The organism is Streptomyces sp. NPDC050564 (genome assembly GCF_044457265.1).
Classification (GTDB): domain Bacteria; phylum Actinomycetota; class Actinomycetes; order Streptomycetales; family Streptomycetaceae; genus Streptomyces.
Map to the genome: position 1 here is coordinate 109019 of NZ_JBITGS010000014.1, position 19655 is coordinate 128673.

Below are 19655 nucleotides of genomic sequence, written 5' to 3' on the forward strand. Positions count from 1 at the left end.
ACGACTCTCGTCAAGCGCCCTGTTGCACCCATGTGGTGGCGCTGTGCTGTGCCTGTGAGTGCGATTGCCACTGTGTTTCCAGAGCAAGCGCAGGCAAATGCAGGGTGAACACCGTCCGGCCGGGGACGCTGTCGACGGTCACGGCACCCCCGTGCGCGGACGCGACGGCCTGCACGATCGCGAGCCCGAGACCGGTCGATCCGGAGGCACGGGAGCGCGACGAGTCACCGCGCGCGAACCGCTCGAAGACACGTGGGAGCAGATCGGCGGGAATCCCGGGCCCGTCGTCCTGGACGTCCACGCAGAGCCACGGCCCGTGCCGGTGCACGCGTGCCGTGACGGTCGTACCCGGTGGCGTGTGCGTGCGCGCGTTCGCGAACAGATTGACCATGACCTGTTGCAGGCGTGCGGCGTCGGCCGACACCAGGGCAGGCTCCTCCGGCAGTTCGAGCCGCCAGTTGTGGTCGCGCCCGGCCGCCCGGGCGTCGCTGACAGCGTCGATGACGAGCGGTACGAGGTCGGTCTGCTCGTGCTGCAGCGGCCGCCCGGCGTCGAGCCGCGCGAGCAGCAGCAGATCCTCCACGAGCAGGGTCATCCGCCCCGTCTCGGACTCGATGCGCCCGAGCGCGTGCCGGGTGTCGGGACCCGTCTCTTCCCTGCCGCGTCTGGTGAGCTCGGCGTACCCGCGAATGGATGCCAGTGGCGTCCGCAGCTCATGACTCGCGTCCGCGACGAACTGCCGTACGCGCATCTCACTCTGCTGCCGCGCGTGCAGGGCGCCGTGGATGTGGTCGAGCATCCGGTTGAGCGCCGCACCGACCTGCCCGACCTCGGTGTGCGGATCGGACTCCGACTCGGGGACCCGCTCGTACAGGGTGACTTCACCGGTGTGGAGGGGGAGTTCGGAGACCCGGGTGGCGGTGGCGGCGACCTTGCGCAGGGGGCGCAGGGCGAGGGTCACGATGGCGGCGCCCGCCAGGGAAGCGGCCACCAGACCCGCACCGGTGACGCTGATCTCGACGTAGATCAGCGTGGTGAGGGTGTTGGTGACGTCGCTGGTCGGGAGTGCCACGTAGAAGGCGCCGTTCCTGCCTTCCTGATACTGCACGCGGTACTCGCCCCGGCCGGGGATCTCCACGGTGTGCGGGCGCTTGTCCTTCGCGACGGAGGCGAGGACGGCCAGCTGGCTGTCGCTGAGCTGGACCGGGGTGGGCTGCTTGACCCCGCCGGAGTCCTTCTTCCCCACGCTGACGATGCCCTTGGTGACCTCGCCGTCCTTGACGATCGCGCCGATGGCGCCCATGCCCTGCGGGCCACGGATGACAAATTCGAGGGGATCCTTGACGATGTCGTCGCCGTTCGGGAGGCGCACGGGCCCGTCGCTGCCCACCGGGCCACCCGCGGCGCGCATCGACGCCTCACCCAGGTTCTTGTCCAGTTGGTCGTACAGGTGTGAGCGCAACGCGATCGTGGTCACCGTGCCGATCACCGCGCACACGACCGCGATCAGCGTCACGGACGCGACGACGAGCCGCGTCCGCAGCGTGCGCGGCTGTCGTCCTCGCCTCTTCTGCGTACGCGGCCGTCGTCGCCGGCTCATGACGCCGCGGGCTTGATCAGATAACCGGCTCCACGCCGGGTGTGGATCATCGGCTCACGGCCGACGTCGATCTTCCGCCGCAGGTAGGAGATGTACAGCTCGACCACGTTGGCCTGGCCACCGAAGTCGTACGACCACACGCGGTCGAGTATCTGCGCCTTGCTGAGCACCCGGCGCGGATTGCGCATCAGGAAGCGCAGCAGCTCGAACTCGGTCGCGGTGAGGTGGATGTTCTCGCCGGCCCGCGACACCTCGTGGCTGTCCTCGTCGAGGGTGAGGTCCCCGACGACCAGCACGGAGTCGGAACGCCGGTCGGCGGCACCGGAACGGCGGATCAGCCCGCGCAGCCGGGCCACGACCTCTTCGAGGCTGAACGGCTTGGTGACGTAGTCGTCGCCACCGGCGGTGAGCCCGGCGATCCGGTCCTCGACGGCGTCCTTCGCCGTCAGGAACAGCACCGGCACGTCGGGCAGCTCACGACGCAACCGGCCGAGGACGGCCAGCCCGTCCATGTCGGGCAGCATCATGTCGAGAACGACGGCGTCGGGCCGGAACTCGCGGGCGGTCTGCACTGCACCCTGTCCGTCACCCGCGCTGCGGATCTGCCAGCCCTCATAGCGAAGGGCCATGGACAGCAGCTCGGTGATCGACAGCTCGTCGTCCACCACAAGCACTCGGACGGGGCTCCCGTCCGGCCTCAGCAGTTCGGTGCGCCCCTGGGGCGAGGTCGTGGTCATAGCGGAAACCTTGGTGGGCGCCGCTGAGAGCATCCTTGCGGGAACCTGTGTTTTTCCTGAGAAACACACAGGCGCCTCTCAGGGAACTCCTTGGAAGATCACGCGGGTGCGGTGCCGGGAGCGGCCTCGGAGGCGATCTTGAAGAGGCGCGCGCCGTTCTCGTAGCAGACCGCCCTGAGCCAGTCGTCCCCCAGCCCGAGCCGCTCCAGGGCGTGCAGCTGGTGCACGTACGGATACGGGATGTTCGGGAAGTCGGTGCCGAGGAGGACCCGGTCGCCGAGGTCGGCGAGCCGGGGGAGCGCCTCGCGCGGGAACGGCGCGAGGGGCTCGCTGAAGTCCGTGAACGCCATCGTCGTGTCGCACCGCACCTCCCCGTACCGCTCGGCGAGGTCGAGGAAGTCCTCGTATTCGGGCATCCCCATGTGCGCGACGACGAGCCGCAGCCGGGGATGCCGGGCGAGTACCTGCGCGATCGGCCCGGGCCCGGTGTGCTTGCCCGGCGAGGGACCGGACCCGCAGTGGATCACCACGGGGACCCCGGCCTCGGCGAGCAACCCCCACACAGGATCGAGGAGTTGATCGCTCGGGTCGTACGCCCCCACCTGCACATGCGCCTTGAAGACCCGCGCCCCCGAGTCCACCGCCTCCCGCACGTACGTCTCCACGCCCGGCTCGGGGAAGAGGGTCGCGGTGTGCAGGCAGTCGGGGGTCCGGCGGGCGAAGTCGACGGCCCAGGAATTGAGCCACTGGGCCATGCCGGCCTTGTGCGGGTAGAGCATGGCCGTGAAGGCCCGCACGCCGAACCCCCTGATCACCGCGAGCCGTTCGTCCTCGTCCGCGCGATAGGTGATCGGCCACTCGACGCCGCCCGTCAGCGGTCCGAGCCCGTCGAAGTAGTCCCACACCTTGCGCAGCACGCGCTCGGGCATGAAGTGCGTGTGCACATCGACGAGCCCGGGGAGCCCGAGCCGCTCCCAGAACCCCCGGACCTCCGCCGCCTCAGCCACGTCCGACCCGTTCAGGTTCGGACCCGTCGCTGCGCTCGAAGCCGTGGCTGTGCTCGACCTTGGCGATGTGGAGGGTGTAGCGCTCGTACCAGTGGGCACGCCCGTACTCCTTCGCCGCCCTGTGCTCCTGATGATTCCTCCACACGTCGATGGCGGCCAGGTCCCGGAAGTAGGCGATGGTGATCCCCAGCCCGCCGGGCGTACGGGCGGCATCCTCCCCGAGGTACCCGGGAATCTCCTTCACCAGCTCTCCCATGCGCTCGGCCGTCTCGCCGTACCCATGGTCGCCTTCCGTTCGTACGGAGGTGAACACGACGGCGTAGTACGGCGGTTCATGGGCTGCGACGGGTGCGACAGGCGCATTCGGATGATCGCTCATGTCCGCCACTCTGGGCTCGGCCGCACGGGCCCGTCCAGCACCTTTCCGAACGGGATCCAAAAGGGATCGAAGTCTTGACCATCCCGGCGACGTTTTCCCCTCTCCCGGAAGAGCTCTTCACAAGGGAGCCAGCCTCAGAAGAGCCCGTCCTGCACGCCGCCGTCTCTCAACTCCTTTACTGGAACGGTGAGTCCCGGATCCTCGGCACCGACGGCGGTCAGCTCCCAGCCGGTCATCAGCCGCGTATCGAGTACGACGACTCCGCGCCCGGTGAGGAGATGGAGATCGGGCCCCGCGGCAGCGCACAGCTCCCCGCTCACCACGCCGCCGGCGACGAGCTCGCTCACGACCCCCACCGCGGGCGGGAGTCCGGCCAGCCCGAACACCTCGGTGTGGTCGACCGGTTCGAAAGGCTCACGCCGCAGCGACTCGGGCCAGGCATCGAGCCGCCCGACGCGCGCATGCAGCTCCGCGATCTCGGCCACCCGCTCGTCGGGCCCGGGCAGGCCGGCCCGCACGACCCGCTTGTCGGCGTACGGAATCCGATCCGGCACCTTGAGGGCGGCCCGCAGCAACTCCTCGGCCCGCCGAGCGGCCATCAGCGGCCCCTGCCCCAGCCAGCCGAAGGTGACGGCACCCTGCTCCAGGAGCCGCGCGGACCCCCGCTCGACCGCGGTGATCCCGACCTTCACCATCCCGGGCCCGAACCACGCCAGATATACGTGGTACGGCCGCGGGTCATCGGCCATCGTGTCGGCGGCCACGGAGTGCGCCCGGTCCAGCCGCGCGCACTCTTCGCACCGCGCGCCCGTACCGCGCCCGGGCACGACGGCCCGCACGGGACACTCATGTCCCCGAGCCCCCACGCATGTCCGCACACCCCCGTCCACGACCCCGAACGCCACCCGCTTGCCCCGGGCCAGCGGACTGCCTCGCCCGTCGCCCCACACCAGCACGGGGCCGTCGACCGACCACCTCAGTCCCGAACATCTCCAGACCCGCCGCACTCCCATGACATTAGAGGGCGGCACTGACAATGGCTCTGCCCAGCGATGTTGCCGCTGACGAGGAAGAACGAAGCCGAAGAGATCAGCCGACGGACTCGGTCACCGGCTCACCCGTGCCCGACTCGGCGCTCGCCCGTACCGCAAGCCCCGCGGGCCGCCCCCGCCCCGCAAGCCGGCAGCCGAGGCACCCGGGGTGCCCCTCCCGCGCACTGAGGTCCTTGACCCGCATGCCCCACTGCCCGACGGGCCGGCGCCCGGGCGGCTTGCCCCAGCCAACGAGGTGCAGCGCCCAGGTGGCCAGGACGCTGATCACACTGACACCCAGCCCGCCCCACACCGCCAGGGCATCCCCGGCGCAGATGCCGAACCCGATCCCCGTTACTCCGACGGTGGCGATCCCGAACCCGGTCCAACCGGCGACGGTGTGCCCTTCGTCGTACTGGCTCATGTACGACCCCCTCCTGCTCCGACGACTAGACTTCTCCCAACCCCTCACTACCTAAGAAATTAAGCACCGAAACCTCTCACGCGCTAAGGGAAATCGATGCAGCAGGGCGGCCCACCACGCTCACGCCCCCAGCCGCCCGCGACGCCGGCCCAGGTGATCTCCACCATGGACCACCTGATCGCGACGAACATGCGGGCCCAGCAGGAGATGGCTCAGCGGCTGAACCTGAACCTCACCGACCTCATGTGCTTCACCTGCGTCCTGAAGGCGGGCGACAACCTGCTCACCGCCGGGGACCTGGCGGAGCACGCGCGCGTCACGACCGGCGCCGTCACGGGCATCCTGAACCGCCTCGAACGCGCGGGCTACGTCACCCGCCGCCCCGACCCCACGGACCGCCGCCGTGTCCGCATCGCCGCGCAACCGGCCGCGGTCACCCGTGTCCTGGCCCTCTACGAGCCCTACTACGCCCGCCTGGCCGAACTCCTCGCCGGCTACACCCCGGCCGAAGTCACCGTCCTGCAGGACTGGTTCACCCGCTCGGGCCAACTGACGAGCGACTACCTGGAAGAGCTGCGCGAAAGAAACCAGGCCACGGGAAAGACCACGTAGGACTTCACGCAGGTCCACCCTGACGGCCTGATGCTCTCGCCCGTTGCCGTACTCCCCTACAACACAGCACGAAAGAGCCCCGCTCCGAAGACCGGAACGGGGCTCTTGACCGGCCGGGTCACGGCGTCAGTCATCCTTCTGCGGAACACCCGGCACACATGCAGCTCGCTCCTGGTCGCCCTCGAGGTCCAGGTCCACCCAGAGGTGGCACAGCGCATCTGCGGCACTCGAGATCGCCATGACGATGGAGGTCCACTCCGCAGCGAGCGAGGAGCAGGCGCGTGCTGCGATCAGCGAGCTGTCGGACACAATGGGGGACCGGTTGACCCGGTTGCTGTACTTCGCTGCTGTACGGCTCTGAAACGCAGGAGGCCCCGGATCTCTCCGGGGCCTCTCACCTGTGTGCACTCGGCAGGATTCGAACCTGCAACCTTCTGATCCGTAGTCAGATGCTCTATCCGTTAAGCTACGAGTGCTTGTTTTGTTGTTGTCCCGCTCCCGGGCTTTCGGCCCGCTCGCGGCGACAGGAAGAACATTACATGACTGCCGCCGCCATGTGAAATCCGTTTGCCGCACCCCTTGTGAGCTGGGAAAACGCGCTCCGGCGCCCCTAAACACCGAAGCCCCGGTCCTGGTGGACCGGGGCTTCGGATCTTGACGCGGAGGCGGAGGGATTTGAACCCTCGATGGGCTTTGAGGCCCAAACCGCATTAGCAGTGCGGCGCCATAGACCGGACTAGGCGACGCCTCCCGCACAGCCGCTCGCGCGAGCGCGAGTGGTGCGTGCAGATGATGACACAGCAGAGCGTGGTGTCACCAATCGCCCCCCACGGTACTAGGCAGACGGGCCGCAGAGCAAAGTCCATTGCCGCATCGCAACCAGGCGGGGCGTGTGGCGTTAGTCAGGTCATGCTGCACCGTCTCGTTCTCACCGCCGCCGCGTCCGCAACGGCCGCGCTGTCCGCCGTACCGACCGCGTCCGCCGCGCCCGCCGACCCCGCATCCGCCGTACCCGCCTCCGCGTCGGCCACCGGGCTCGCCACCACCGCGTACGGCGAATCGGTTCTCCGGAGCCTGACCCGGATGCCCCCGCCGGCCTCCGTCGAGGACTCCGGGGACCGGCTGACCGTGACCATCCACGACGCGGGAGGCGATGCGGACGGGACGTACGAACTGCGGTGTCATCCCGGCGGCGGCAGTCACCCCGATGTGAGCGGGGCCTGCCAGAAGCTGGACCGAAGCACCACCTGGGGCAAGGACCCCTTCGCTCCGGTGCCGCCGGGCACCATGTGCACGATGCTGTACGGCGGTCCGGCCACCGCGCATGTCACGGGGACCTGGGCGGGGCGGCCCGTCGACGCGAAGTTCGACCGCGCGGACGGGTGCGAGATCGCGCGCTGGGACGCGCTGGTGCCGCTGCTGCCGGAAACCCACGTATAGAGGACACCGCGGAGTCACGGCGACCTCATGGTTCCAGGATGGATTCGAGGGGTGAAATGCGCGGTCACAGGTTCTACGTCTCTTCTGCGTCACTTCCGCGTGCGACCTCCCTCTCATCCGGCGTCGCGAGCGCAACCACTGCCCGTAGACTCCCTCGCGTGACACGCTGCGGACCGATTGGCAAGATGGCATCCGCGGTCGGCAAGGTGCGGTAACAGGGAGGAAGCGTCTCGTGAGCAGCAGGCCATCCCGAGGCGCTGCTCGCCTCGCAGCCATACTGGACGCGCTGCCCGATGCGTTGGTGCTGGTCAACGCCAATGGGACCGTCGTCAACGCCAACACCATCGCCCTGGAGGCCTTCGAGGCTCCGGGCACGGCTCTGGTGGGCCGGGGCCTGCTCGATCTGCTGCCGCAGTTCGACTCCCGGCTGATCCCCGGATCCATGCGGCGGCCCGACACCATCGACCAGCGCGGGCGGACCAAGCCGACCAGGATGATCGCACGGCGGACCGACGGCACCGAGTTCCCGGTCGAGGTCACCAGTGCGAATCTGGAGGACGGCCAGCAGGCCTACGACAGCTACGGCCCCACCCCTGACGAGCTGCTCATGCTCGTCGTACGCGATCTCTCGGGCACCGTCGACACCGAGGCCGAACTCGCGCGTTCGCAACGGCAGACCGAGATGATCCTGCGCGCCGCGGCCGAGGGCGTGGTCGGGACGGACACGGACGGGCGGGTCGTCCTCGTCAATCCGGCGGCCGCTCAGATACTCGGTTACCGGGCCAGCGATCTCGGCGGCCAGGATCTGCACGCCCTCATCCTTCACTCGCGCGCGGACGGCGAGCCCTTCGCGTACGAGGAGTCGCCGCTCGCCGACACCCTGCGCTCCGGGCGCAAGCACCGGGTGCGCGGACAGGTGCTGTGGTCGAAGACCGGGGCCAAGGTGCCGGTCGACCTCACGACCGCGCCGGTGCGCGACGGGGACCAGCTCGTCGGCGCCGTCATGACCTTCACCGACCGGCGGCCGTACGACACCCTGGCCGAGGAGAAGGACGCCGAGGCCACCCGGCACGCCGAGGAGCTCGAACGCGTCGCCGACGAGCACGCCGAGGAGCTCAAGACGCTGCGCGAGCGGCACGCGGCCGAGCTGGCCGAGCTGAGCGAGCAGCACGAGGAGGAACTCGCTGCCGGAGACGAGCGGTACGCGGCGCTCGGCGAGCGCGAGAAGGACCGTTACGAGGCACTGACCGCCCGGCACGATCAGCTGCTCGCCGTGCTCGACCAGTCCCTGCGCGGGCCCCTCGACCAGCTGCGCGGCGAACTCTCCAAGCTCGCCGCCGACGACGCCGGACAGCTGTGGCCCGAGGCCAACCAGGTGCTCCACCACCTCGCGGCCGGCTACTCACGGATCACGACGCTCGTCGACAACGTCCTCGGCTATCAGCGGCTCGACTCCGGGGCCGAGGAGATCTCCCGTACGAAGGTGATGCTCGACGCGGTCGTGGCGGCCGGTGTCGACGGGGCCGTCGAGCTGATCGGGCCCGGACGCGTCCAGTTCGCCGTGCACGCGCCGCCGATCGAGGCCGAGGTCGACCCGACGCGGCTCGCGAACGCCCTCGCGCATCTCATCGCGGACGTCGCCGGAGTCGACGCGACCGGCAACGCGCCGGTGTCGGCGGGCGGTTACATGGACAACACCGTCGTGGTGGCGGCGGCTCAGCGCGGTGAGGGCGTCCGCATCGAGGTGCGCGGGCCGTACGCAGGGGGAGACCCGGTGCACGAGCCGATCGTGCGCGGGATCGTGCGCGCGCACGGCGGTGTGCTGCAGACGCACGAGGTGCCGGGGATGAGCGGCAGCGCGTTCGTGCTCGAGGTGCCGATCGGAGGGGGGGCCGGGACGGTTCCCGTTCCCGAGAACACCCCCGGTGCCGAGGTCGCCCTGCCCGAGCAGGCCTCGCATCAGGGCGGTGGCAGGCGGCGGGCCCGGCGGTCCTCCGTGGACGCCTTCCTGGAGAGCGAGGTGGCCGGGGAGTCCGACACCACGGCTGTCGAGACGGGCGGAGGCGCTCCCACGGGGCGACGCCGCCGGCGTGCGGGAGACGGCGAGGTGTCCGTTCCCGCCCAGGCGTCGGGAGTCGAGCGTCCCGGTGACGGCGGGACCTCCGGTTCCGGTGGTACCGCAGGTTCCGGTGGTACCGGGCGGCGGCGGGGACGGCCGAGTCCGGCCGAGGACACGCCCTCCGACGTGAACGGCGGCGTCTCCGAGGGTGCGGTCGTCATGGCGGGCGAGCACGCGGCCGGGACCGCGGCCGCGGGTACGGGGCTCGGCGGGACGGTGCCTCCGCAGGGCGTGCCGGTGCCCTCCGGTCGGCGCGCGCGACGGGACGGCGAACAGCACGCGCTGCCGCCCGCGTTGCCCGCGGCGCCCAGTACGCCCGTCGCATCGGATGCGCCGGATGCCAGCGGCTCCGCCGACGCGGGGCAGCCGACCGGGCGACGCCGGCGTGCGCTGGCCGCCGCGGCCGAGCGTGCCGCCGCGCAGGAGGCGGGCGCCCGCACGGTGTTCGCGCTGCCGCCCGCGGACGCGGACCGCTCACCCGAGTACGCCCAGGCGCAGGGCCAGGGCCAGCAGGCCGACAGCGGTCTCGTCGGGCACGAGCAGGGCGACGACGGCCGTCATGACGCGATGCTGCACGACCCCGCCGACGATCACACTCCGCCGCAGCCGCACCCCGTCTCCACTCCGACGGGACGGCGGCGCGCTCGCCGTGCCCCGGGTACTCCGGGTCAGCCGGACGCGGTGGGGACGCCCGCACAGGGAGTTCCGGCGCAGGCGGTTCCGGCGCCGGGGGTTCCCGGTCAGACCGTGCCCGCACAGGGCGTTCCCGCGCCAGGCGTTCCGGGTGCGGCTGTCGCCGGCCGACCGGTTCTCGCGCAGACGGCTCAGACAGCGCAGGCACCACAGACGACGCAGACCGCGCCGACACCGCAGACCGCTGCCGCCCAGGCCACCCCGGCCGCCGGTACCCCGGCCCAGCCCCAGCCGCCCACCGGTGCCTCGGTACCCGCACCGGTCCCGGCCACGGCTCCGACGCCGCAGCCGTGGCCGAACGCGAACACTGCCGCCAACGCCAACGACACGTCGGGCGCGGGAACTCCGGCTGCCGTGCCCCCCGCGGCCGCGTCCGCACAGCCCGGAGCCCCGGCACAGAGCGCGGCCCCCGCCCCCGCTCAGCCGACCCCCGCCCCGGGCACTCCGCTCCCTCCCGAGCTCCCGGCGCAGCCGCGGGCCGCACAGCCCCTGCCCGCCGAGGCCGCAGCCCCCGTCGACCCCAACTCGACGCAGGGACGCGCGATCAGCGTGCGGACGCTCGGCCAGGGCGTCGCGTTCGCCCACCAGCCCGTACCGAACCAGCCCTCCCCCCAGCGTCAGGCCCCCACGCCTCCGCCGCACCAGACGAATGGCGGCGGCCGTCGCCGCAAGCTCGGTACGCCCCCCGAGCCCACCCCCGCCGAGCGCCCGGAGACGGGCGCCCGTCCGCACCCGCAGGCCGGACAGGCCCCGGCGGCCTCCGGGCCCCGGCTGCCCGGAGCTACTGAGGGCGCCGGACGGTCGTACGCCATAGGAGCACCGGACGAGAACGCCGACGAGGGCCCCGAGCCGCTCGACGGTCCCGGCGGTGCCGTCGAGGTCGCCGACCAACCGCAGCCGCGTCCCCTGGACGACGAGCTGCCCCCGGAGCCGCTGGACAACCCACGGCGGCTGCTCGTCTGGCCCGCGCCGGACGTGACGACCCAGCAGGCGCTGAGCGACCGCGGCTACCGGCCCGTCATCGTGCACTCGCGCGAGGAGGTCGACGCACAGATCGCCGCCTTCCCTGCCGCGCTCTTCGTCGACCCGCTGACCGGGCCCATCACCCGCACGGCGCTCCAGTCGCTGCGTCAGGCCGCCGTCGCCGCCGAGGTGCCCGTCCTCGTGACGGCGGGACTCGGCCAGGCGACGCGCGAGGCGGCGTACGGCGCCGACCCGGCCGTACTCCTCAAGGCCCTGGCGCCGCGGGACTCCGAGCAGCACCCGCCGCGCGTACTGCTCATCGAGGAGCACGCGGAGATCGCGCTGGCGCTGACGGCGACGCTGGAGCGGCGCGGAATGCAGGTCGCGCGGGCGTCGACCGACGAGGACGCCGTCACGCTGGCCTCGCAGATGCGGCCCAACCTGGTCGTGATGGACCTGATGCAGGTACGGCGCCGCCGCGCCGGCATCGTGGACTGGCTGCGCGCGCACGGCCAGTTGAACCGCACGCCGCTGGTCGTCTACACGGCCGCCGTCGACCACGCCGAACTGCCGCGGCTGGCCGCGGGGGAGACGGTGCTGTTCCTCGCCGAGCGCTCGACCAGCGCCGAGGTGCAGGACCGGATCGTCGACCTGTTGGCGCGTATCGGTACCAACTAGTTGGCGCGTAACGGTACGAGCCAGTGAGCATGCATCCGTACGAACCAATGGGCGCGTATCGGTACGAGCCAGCGAGCGCGTATCGGTACGAATCAGTGAGCGTGCATCCGTACGAACCAGTGGGCGCGTATCGGTACGAGCCAGCGAGCGCGTATCGGTACGCGTAAGGCGGCGCGTATCGGTACGCGTAAGGCGGCGCGCATCGGGACCAATCAGCCGTGCGTCACTACCGACCAGCCCTGCGTCACTTGGCGGTGAGCCGCCGTGCCGCCGTCTTGACCGACGCCCGTACCCGCTCCCTGTCCGCGTCCTCGCTGCCGGTCACGATGCGGCGCATCTGCGGTACGACCGTGGACCAGCCCGCGAGCGCGAGCAGCATGAACAGCAGGTCGTTGGCCGGAATCTCGTCGCTGATGACGCCGCGGGCCTGCGCGTCGGCGATGGCGGCGGTCTTGCGGGCGTAGTGCTCCTGGCGCTCGGTCTCGTCGGGGAGTTCGGCCGTGCCGTATTCGATGCCCTCCCAGAAGAAGAGGCGCAGCAGTTCGGGGTGGGCGGCGTGGTAGTCCATCACCCGGTCCATCCAGCCCTCGATGTCGTCGCCGTCGACGGGAAGCGCTATGGCGAGGTCGAGCATCCGCTTCTCGAGGACGCACGCGAACAGCTCCGCCTTGTTGCCGAAGTAGGCGTAGATCAGCTGCTTGTTCGCCTTGGCCTCGGTCGCGATGCGGTCGATACGGGCCCCGGCGATGCCGTACCGGGCGAACTCGGCGACCGCCGCCTCGAAGATCCGGGCCTTGGTGGCCTCGGGGTCCCTGACTCTCACTGCCATGGAGACAGGGTAGCGGAATAAGTAACCAACTATTTGGTTGACAGCACCGAGGGTGCGGGGCAGACTCGCACCTCGCCAACCAACCAGTTGGTTGATCTGGGGTCGGCTGCCGGCCGCCACCCGATCGACGCCGCCGGATCGATGCCATCAGCTCTCGACGCCACCAGCTCTCGACAAGGAGTCCTGCCGCTCATGCCGTCAGCCACGTCAACAGCCGCTCACGAGGTCAAGACACCCCTGCGGCCCCGCGGTGGCGACCGCGGGACGCTCGGCCTCTCGCCCTCCCTCTTCCTCGTCCTCATCGCTCTCTGCACGGCCGTCACGGCCGCCAACATCTACCTCGCGGCCCCGCTGCTCCCCCTCATCGCGCACGACTTCGGCTCGACGCCCTCAGCCGTGGCCTGGATCGCTTCGGTCGCACAGTTCGGATACGCGGCCGGGCTGCTCTTCTTCGCCCCGCTCGGCGACAGCGTCAACCGGCGCCGTCTGGTCGCCGCCCTCTCGCTGGTCACGACGGCGGCACTGACCCTGGGCGCCTTCTCGGGCGGAACCGCGATGCTGGCCGTCGCCGTGTTCGTCGCGGCCGCCGCCACCGTCGTACCGCAACTGCTGGTGCCGCTGGTCGCCGCGCGCGCCCCCGTGGACCGGCGGGCTCGGCACGTCGCCGCCGTCATCGCCGGGCTCTTCACCGGGATCGTCGCGGCCCGTGTCCTCGGCGGGCTGGTCGGCCAGGCCTTCGGCTGGCGGGTCGTCTTCGTGGGTGCGGCGGCGCTGACCGCCGCACTCGGGCTCGCCACCGCCTGGGCTCTCCCCGTGGAATCCCGCCCCCGCACGGGCCCGCTGTTCGCGGGACTGCGGGCCCTGCCGTCCGTCGTACGCACCTCTCCGGACCTGTGGCGCGCCTGCCTGCGGCAGGCCGGGATGTACGGGGCCTGGAGTGCGCTGTGGACCTCGCTGGCGCTGCTGCTCACGGGCGATGGAGGGTACGGGCTGTCCACCGCGGCGGCCGGGCTCTTCGGCCTCTTCGGCCTGGCCGCGAGCGCGGTGGCGCCGCTCGCGGGCGGTTTCGTCGACCGGTTCGGCGCCGCCAAGGTCGTACGGTCCGCGTATCTGCTCGCGGCCGTGTCCGTACCGCTGTTCTGGCTCGGCGGGAGCACGCTGTGGGCGCTGTGCGCCGCCGCGGTCGTGATCCACGCGGCCCTGGTGACCAGCCATGTCGCCAACCAGACCCTGGCATTGACGACGACCTCGACCCCGGCGACCGCCAACACCGCCTACGTGGTGGCGGGTTTCGCGGGCGGCGCTCTCGCCTCGGCAGTGGCGGGGAGTGCCTTCGCACAGTGGGGATGGAGTGGCGTGTGCGCGGTGGCGGGGGTGTGGCTGCTGCTGGGGTGGACCACGACGTCCGTACGGCGGCCATCGGCGTCCGCTCGGCGATGACTTGCGGTGCGCCGATGGACGTCGGTGAACGTCAATGGACGTCGATGGACTCGGTGGACGTCGGGCGCGGAGCCGTGGGGCTCCGCACCCGACGTACCTCTGTGCCGCTGTTGGGTCGGTGACGGCGTCGGCGTCGGCGTCGGCGTCGGCGTCGGTCAGAGCTTCGTCACGTCGAGCTCACCCTCCGCGTACTGCCTGCGGAGCACCTTCTTGTCGAACTTGCCGACGCTCGTCTTCGGAACCGACTCGATGATCGTCCAGCGCTCGGGGAGCTGCCACTTGGCGATCTTGCCCTCGTCGGCGAGGAAGGCGCGCAACGACTCGAAGTCGGCGGTGGAGCCCGCCTTCAGGACGACGGTGGCCAGCGGCCGCTCGCCCCACTTGTCGTCGGGGACGGCGACGACGGCGGCCTCGGTGACGTCCGGGTGGGACATGAGGGCGTTCTCCAGGTCGACGGACGAGATCCACTCGCCGCCCGACTTGATGACGTCCTTGGCCCGGTCGGTGAGGGTCAGGAAGCCGTCGGTGCTGATCGTGCCGACGTCACCGGTCTTGAGCCAGCCGTCCTCGCTGAACTTGTCGGCGGGACGCAGCGGTTCGCCGCCCTGGCCGCCGTAGTAGGCGCCCGCGATCCAGGGGCCGCGGACTTCCAGCTCGCCCGCGGACTCGCCGTCCCAGGGGAGCCGCTCGCCGCCGGGTCCGGTGAGCCGGGCCTCGACGCCGGCCGGGAAGCGGCCCTGCGTCAGCCGGTACCCGAACTCCTCGTCCGTGCCCTCGGCATGGGCCGGCGGCCGGGCGATCGTGCCGAGCGGCGAGGTCTCGGTCATGCCCCAGGCGTGACAGACCCGCATGCCCAGCTCGTCGAAGGCCGCCATCAGCGAGGGCGGGCAGGCCGAGCCGCCGATGGTGACCTGAGTGAGGGAGGAGACGTCACGGGGCTTCGCGTGCAGCTCGGTGAGCAGGCCCTGCCAGATGGTGGGGACGGCGGCGGCGTGCGTCGGGCGCTCGCTCTCGATCATCTCGGCGAGCGGCGCGGGCTGGAGGAAACGGTCCGGCATCAGCATGTTGATGCCCGACATGAAAGTCGCGTGCGGCAGGCCCCAGGCGTTGACGTGGAACTGCGGGACCACCACGAGGGAGGTGTCGCGGTCGGTGAGCCCCATCGACTGGGCCATGTTGACCTGCATGGAGTGCAGGTAGATCGAACGGTGGGAGTACACCACGCCCTTGGGGTCGCCGGTGGTGCCGGAGGTGTAACACATGGCCGCGGCCTGACGCTCGTCGATCTCCGGCCAGTCGTACGTCGTCGGCTTCCCGGCGAGCAGCTCCTCGTACTCGTGCACCCGCACGCCCGCGCCGTCGAGCAGCGAACGGTCACCGGGACCCGAGACCACCACGTGCTCCACCGTGGGCAGATGGGGGAGGAGCGGCGCGAGCAGCGGCAACAACGAGCCGTTGACGATGACCACGCGGTCGGCGGCGTGGTTGACGATGAAGACGAGCTGCTCCGCGGGCAGGCGGAGGTTGAGCGTGTGCAGGACAGCGCCCATGGAGGGGATCGCGAAGTACGCCTCCACATGCTCGGCGTTGTTCCACATCAGCGTCGCGACCCGCTCGTCGCCCGTCACACCGAGGTCGTCGCGCAGGGCATGGACGAGCTGAACGGCGCGCACCCCGGCCTCCCGGAAACTGCGCCGGTGCGGCTCGCCCTCCCCGGTCCAGGTCGTGATCTGCGACGAACCGTGCACGAGCGCCCCGTGCACGAGAATGCGGGTCACAGTCAGCGGTACGTCCTGCATCGTGCTCAGCACGGCGTCCTCCCGGGGCGACATTGCCTGCGCGGTAGTAATGGGCTGCGCTGATTCTGCGCACATACCGCTTGGTATGTCACTAGGGGCCGAGATGATCGATCAGGTCAGAACGCCCTAGGGGCTCCGGCCGGCAGGGGATCCGGGCGGGCGTTCGGCGAGAGCCTGGCGTGAGTTTGCGGTGCGTGGGGCGGGAGGGGTCGTTGTTCACACGTGCGTGGGGCGGGAGGTGGGCGGGAGGCGGTGCGACCTACCTCACAGGGCTCAGCTCAGGGTCCTCACGCAGTTTGCCCAGCGCACGCGAGACGGCCGACTTGACCGTCCCGATCGAGACCCCGAGCACCTCCGCCGTCTGAGCCTCACTCAGGTCCTCGTAATACCGCAGGACGACCATCGCACGCTGCCGGGCCGGCAACTTCATGATCGCCCGCCACATCGCGTCGTGCAGCGCCTGCTGCTCGGCCGGGTCCGAGGAAGGCAGCCCCTCCGGCTCCGGGAGCTCCTCGCACGCGAACTCGTCGACCTTGCGCTTGCGCCACTGCGACGTCCGCGTGTTCAGCAGCGCCCGGCGTACATAGCCGTCCAGCGCCCGGTGGTCCTCGATCCGGTCCCATGCGACATACGTCTTCGTCAGCGCGGTCTGCAGCAGGTCCTCGGCGTCGCTCGGGTTGGCGGTGAGCGACCGGGCGGTACGCAGCAGCACCGGCTGGCGGGCCTTCACATACGACGCGAACGATGAGTACGGCGCGTACGGATGGGTCCGCGTCGCGACGTTCGAAGCGCTGGTGCAGACGGGTGTGGTCATGGCTCCACGCTAGGTTCGCCCCCTACTCTCGCGGATCGGCCGCAGGTCCCGAAGCGATGTCCCCCTCAGGTTGTAGGACGGGGGTTGCCCCCACCTCCTGAGGGTGGATGAGCAGCGCCTGCACCCTGAGGGTTCATCCCTGAGGGACGACTACCGTGGCAGTACCCAGAGGCAGTGGGCAGTACCGAGGCGCAGTGGACGGGACCTGGGGACAGTGGGCGAGACCTCGGGGGCGGTGCAGGGGCCTCGCGGCAGTGCAGGCGCCTTGGGGCACGTGGGCGGGAACCCGGGGGCAGTACACCGAACCTCGGAGCGGTGGGCTGAACCCCTCGCACACTCGGAGTCCCTCACCCATCCGTCCCGAGAATCAACCCCGAGGTAGGAACCCCGGTGCCCGCGGTCACGAGGACGCGGCCGGCCCCCGGTATCTGGTTCACGGACGTGCCCCGGAGCTGTCGTACCGCTTCCGCGATCCCGTTCATCCCGTGCAGGTACGCCTCCCCGAGCTGGCCTCCATGGGTGTTGAGCGGAAGCCGCTCCTCGGCGACGAAGTCCGCGGCCTCCCCGGGTTTGCAGAACCCGAACTCCTCCAGCTGCATCAACACGAACGGTGTGAAGTGGTCGTACAGAATCCCCACGTCGATCTCCGCCGGGGTCAGCCCGGCCGTGCGCCACAGCTGCCGGGCCACCACGCCCATCTCCGGAAGCCCGGTCAGATCGTCCCGGTAGAAGCTGGTCATCTGCTCCTGCGCCCGGCCCGCACCCTGGGCGGCGGCCGTGATCACCGCAGGAGGATGCGGGAGATCGCGGGCCCGCTCCACCGAGGTGACCACCAGTGCCTGGCCGCCGTCCGTCTCCTGACAGCAGTCCAGCAACCGCAGTGGCTCGACGATCCACCGCGAGGCCGCGTGCTCGGCGAGGGTGATCGGTCTGCCGTGGAAGTAGGCCGCAGGGTTCGTCGCCGCGTACTTCCGGTCCGCGACGGCGACATGGCCGAACGCCTCGGGCGTCAGTCCGTACGTGTGCAGATACCGCTGGGCCGCCATGGCCACCCAGGACGCGGGCGTGAGCAGCCCGAACGGCAGTGACCAGCCCAGCGCCGCGCCCTCCGCCGACGGCTCCCGCTGCTGCACGCCCGAACCGAATCTCTTGCCCGACCGCTCGTTGAACGCCCGGTAGCAGACCACCACCTCGGCCACCCCGGTCGCCACCGCGAGTGCCGCCTGCTGGACGGTCGCACAGGCCGCCCCGCCTCCGTAGTGGATCCGTGAGAAGAAGGAGAGCTCCCCCATTCCGGCCGCTTGGGCAACAGTGATCTCCGGGCTGGTGTCCATCGTGAACGTGACCATCCCGTCCACGTCTCCCGGCGACAGCCCGGCGTCGTCCAGCGCGGCCCGCACCGCCTCCACGGCCAGCCGCAGCTCACTGCGCCCCGAGTCCTTGGAGAACTCGGTGGCCCCGATCCCGACGACCGCCGCCCTTCCGCCGAGGCGGTCCCTCGTCCGTACGCTCATCGGGCACCCCCGGGCGGAAGGGTGACCGTGACTGTCCCGGTCACATGCCTGCCGATGCCGTTCGCCCCGACCACTCGCACCGTCGCCGTGTCGCCCGCGACCTCCTCCACCGAGCCGGTCAACACCATGGTGTCGCCCGGGTAGTTGGGCGCGCCGAGGCGTATGGCCATCTTGCGGAGCACCGCGTCCGGACCGAGGCAGTCGGTGATGTACCGCCCGACCAGGCCGTTGGTGGTCAGGATGTTCATGAAGATGTCGGGTGAACCCTTCTGTCGCGCCAGCTCCGCGTCGTGGTGCACGTCCTGATAGTCCCGTGACGCGATCGCCCCGGCCACGATCAGTGTGCGCGTGACCTCGATCTCCAGCGGCGGCAGTGCGTCGCCGACCCTCATGTCTGCACCTCCCCGCTCACGATCAACTCCCCCAATTCCTGGAGCACTTCGCCCCCGCATCCCAGATAGGCGTCCAGCTGTCGCCCCCACAGGAAGTGCCGGTGCACGGGGTGCTCCAGGTCGGCTCCCGTCCCGCCGTGCAGATGCTGGCCCGTGTGCACCACTCGCTGTCCCGCCTCGGACGCCCACCACGCGGAGGTCAGGGCGTGCGTCGCATACGCCAGCCCCTCGTCGCGCCGCCACGCCGCCTCGTATGTCGTCACGCGTATCGCCTCGGTGTCCATGTACGCCTCGGCTGCCCGGAGTTGAACCCCCTGCTTGGCGGCGAGCGGACGTCCGAACTGCTCCCGCGCGTTGGTGTGCTCCACGGCCCGCGCCAGCGACCCCGCACACACCCCGGCCTGCAGCCCCGCGAAGGCGGTACGCGCGAGAGCGAGCACGTCGTCGTACGCATCCACGGAGAGCTCTTCGCGCCCGACTGACGCACCCGCGGAACCCCTCTCCCGACCGGCTGACGTGCTCACGGAAGGCTCCGACGGAGCGGCTGACGTGCCCGCGGGCGCCTGCTCCCGCCCAGCCGACTCGCCCACGGGCGGCTCCTCCCGCCCAGCCGACGCACCCAGCCGCTCGCCCGGCGTCCCGTCGAGCGTCAGCCGTCCCGCCGACCAGGGCGCCGTCAGCTCCACCGGCTCGCACCCCGCCTCGGCGGTCCGCACCAGCCAGAGCCGGCGCTCGTCGTCCGCGACGAGCACATGGGTGGCGTCCCGCAGCCAGGGCACCACGGGGACCACACCGCTCAGCCGCCCCGTCGCTTCCTCCCGCACGGCCCCCGGATCGGAGAGGGCACCGCTCACCACCGCCGTACCGTCCTCGATCGCGGGCAACAGCAACTCCCGCTGCTCCCGCGAGCCATGCGCCGCCACCGTCAGCAGCCCGTACACACAACTCGCCGCGAACGGCACCTGGGCCGTGGTGCGCCCCTGCTCCTCCAGGAGGAGCACCAGGCCGAGGAGTCCTATGTCCGCCACGGCCGCCACGAGCCCGGCCGCGCACAACGCCTTCCACAGCTCGGCATCGCTGCCGGTTCCGGCCGCCGCGAGCCGCTCGTGCGTGGCGAGGTCGCCGAAGATCCGCACGGCCAGGTCACGGGCGGCCTGCTGCTCTTCAGTCGGCGTGAAGTCCAT

Annotated in this window: 16 protein-coding genes and 2 tRNA genes; 4 read left to right on the forward strand and 14 right to left on the reverse strand. The window is 70.9% G+C overall.

The window, feature by feature from the left end; translation table 11 throughout:
• Nucleotides 1–10: 10 nt before the first annotated feature.
• The 6 genes from ACIBK0_RS23000 to ACIBK0_RS23025 form a co-directional block, all read right to left on the reverse strand.
• A complete protein-coding gene (locus tag ACIBK0_RS23000) occupies nt 11–1600 on the reverse strand; it encodes a sensor histidine kinase (protein WP_399082863.1) in 1590 nt (529 codons plus the stop codon).
• Complete coding sequence (locus tag ACIBK0_RS23005; protein ID WP_399082866.1) at nt 1597–2337, reverse strand: response regulator transcription factor; 741 nt, start codon at nt 2335–2337, stop codon at nt 1597–1599. Before ACIBK0_RS23005 ends, ACIBK0_RS23000 begins: the two co-directional genes overlap by 4 nt.
• Nucleotides 2338–2435: 98 nt before the next feature.
• Nucleotides 2436–3344 (reverse strand): amidohydrolase family protein, encoded by a 909-nt coding sequence (locus tag ACIBK0_RS23010; RefSeq protein WP_399082869.1) that lies wholly within the window; start codon nt 3342–3344, stop codon nt 2436–2438.
• Nucleotides 3337–3723: an antibiotic biosynthesis monooxygenase family protein gene (locus ACIBK0_RS23015; protein WP_399082872.1), complete on the reverse strand. Its 387-nt coding sequence runs from the start codon at nt 3721–3723 to the stop codon at nt 3337–3339. Before ACIBK0_RS23015 ends, ACIBK0_RS23010 begins: the two co-directional genes overlap by 8 nt.
• Before the next feature lie 134 nt (nt 3724–3857).
• Nucleotides 3858–4730, reverse strand: coding sequence for a DUF2797 domain-containing protein (locus tag ACIBK0_RS23020; protein ID WP_399082875.1), 873 nt, complete (start codon nt 4728–4730; stop codon nt 3858–3860).
• Nucleotides 4731–4812: 82 nt separating this feature from the next.
• Nucleotides 4813–5178, reverse strand: coding sequence for an HGxxPAAW family protein (locus tag ACIBK0_RS23025; RefSeq protein ID WP_399082878.1), 366 nt, complete (start codon nt 5176–5178; stop codon nt 4813–4815).
• 165 nt (nt 5179–5343) lie between these two features.
• Between ACIBK0_RS23025 and ACIBK0_RS23030 the strand changes: the two genes are divergently transcribed.
• The gene (locus ACIBK0_RS23030; protein WP_399082880.1) at nt 5344–5790 is read left to right on the forward strand and encodes a MarR family winged helix-turn-helix transcriptional regulator; all 447 of its coding nucleotides are present in this window, start codon (nt 5344–5346) and stop codon (nt 5788–5790) included.
• A gap of 403 nt (nt 5791–6193) precedes the next feature.
• On the opposite strand, the gene ACIBK0_RS23035 is transcribed toward ACIBK0_RS23030, so the two are convergent.
• Together ACIBK0_RS23035 and ACIBK0_RS23040 are read right to left on the reverse strand one after the other, a co-directional pair.
• Nucleotides 6194–6266, reverse strand: a tRNA-Arg gene (locus ACIBK0_RS23035).
• 184 nt (nt 6267–6450) lie between these two features.
• Nucleotides 6451–6541, reverse strand: a tRNA-Ser gene (locus tag ACIBK0_RS23040).
• A 158-nt stretch (nt 6542–6699) separates the two neighbouring features.
• On the opposite strand from ACIBK0_RS23040, the gene ACIBK0_RS23045 reads away from it, so the two are divergent.
• Nucleotides 6700–7230, forward strand: coding sequence for an SSI family serine proteinase inhibitor (locus ACIBK0_RS23045; protein WP_399082883.1), 531 nt, complete (start codon nt 6700–6702; stop codon nt 7228–7230).
• A 232-nt stretch (nt 7231–7462) separates the two neighbouring features.
• Nucleotides 7463–11683, forward strand: coding sequence for a PAS domain-containing protein (locus ACIBK0_RS23050; protein WP_399082886.1), 4221 nt, complete (start codon nt 7463–7465; stop codon nt 11681–11683).
• Nucleotides 11684–11927: 244 nt separating this feature from the next.
• Here ACIBK0_RS23050 and ACIBK0_RS23055 read toward each other — a convergent pair whose 3' ends face one another.
• The gene (locus ACIBK0_RS23055; protein WP_399082889.1) at nt 11928–12512 is read right to left on the reverse strand and encodes a TetR family transcriptional regulator; all 585 of its coding nucleotides are present in this window, start codon (nt 12510–12512) and stop codon (nt 11928–11930) included.
• A 192-nt stretch (nt 12513–12704) separates the two neighbouring features.
• Here ACIBK0_RS23055 and ACIBK0_RS23060 point away from each other — a divergent pair, with 192 nt between their 5' ends.
• A complete protein-coding gene (locus ACIBK0_RS23060) occupies nt 12705–13952 on the forward strand; it encodes an MFS transporter (RefSeq protein WP_399082892.1) in 1248 nt (415 codons plus the stop codon).
• 155 nt (nt 13953–14107) lie between these two features.
• Here the strand turns inward: ACIBK0_RS23060 and ACIBK0_RS23065 are convergent, their stop codons facing one another.
• The 5 genes from ACIBK0_RS23065 to ACIBK0_RS23085 all read right to left on the reverse strand — a co-directional run bounded on the left by ACIBK0_RS23065 (nt 14108) and on the right by ACIBK0_RS23085 (nt 19655).
• Nucleotides 14108–15784 carry a long-chain fatty acid--CoA ligase gene (locus ACIBK0_RS23065; protein ID WP_399082895.1) on the reverse strand — a complete coding sequence of 559 codons (1677 nt, stop codon included), beginning with the start codon at nt 15782–15784 and terminating at the stop codon, nt 14108–14110.
• Nucleotides 15785–16010: 226 nt separating this feature from the next.
• Nucleotides 16011–16565: a SigE family RNA polymerase sigma factor gene (locus ACIBK0_RS23070; RefSeq protein ID WP_399082898.1), complete on the reverse strand. Its 555-nt coding sequence runs from the start codon at nt 16563–16565 to the stop codon at nt 16011–16013.
• A 347-nt stretch (nt 16566–16912) separates the two neighbouring features.
• Nucleotides 16913–18079: a lipid-transfer protein gene (locus tag ACIBK0_RS23075; protein ID WP_399082902.1), complete on the reverse strand. Its 1167-nt coding sequence runs from the start codon at nt 18077–18079 to the stop codon at nt 16913–16915.
• Entirely contained in the window at nt 18076–18471 is a 396-nt protein-coding gene (locus ACIBK0_RS23080; protein WP_399082905.1) for a MaoC family dehydratase, read from the reverse strand. The genes ACIBK0_RS23075 and ACIBK0_RS23080 overlap by 4 nt, the downstream gene beginning before the upstream one ends.
• On the reverse strand, nt 18468–19655 hold the full coding sequence (locus ACIBK0_RS23085; protein ID WP_399082908.1) for an acyl-CoA dehydrogenase family protein: 1188 nt from the start codon (nt 19653–19655) through the stop codon (nt 18468–18470). Before ACIBK0_RS23085 ends, ACIBK0_RS23080 begins: the two co-directional genes overlap by 4 nt.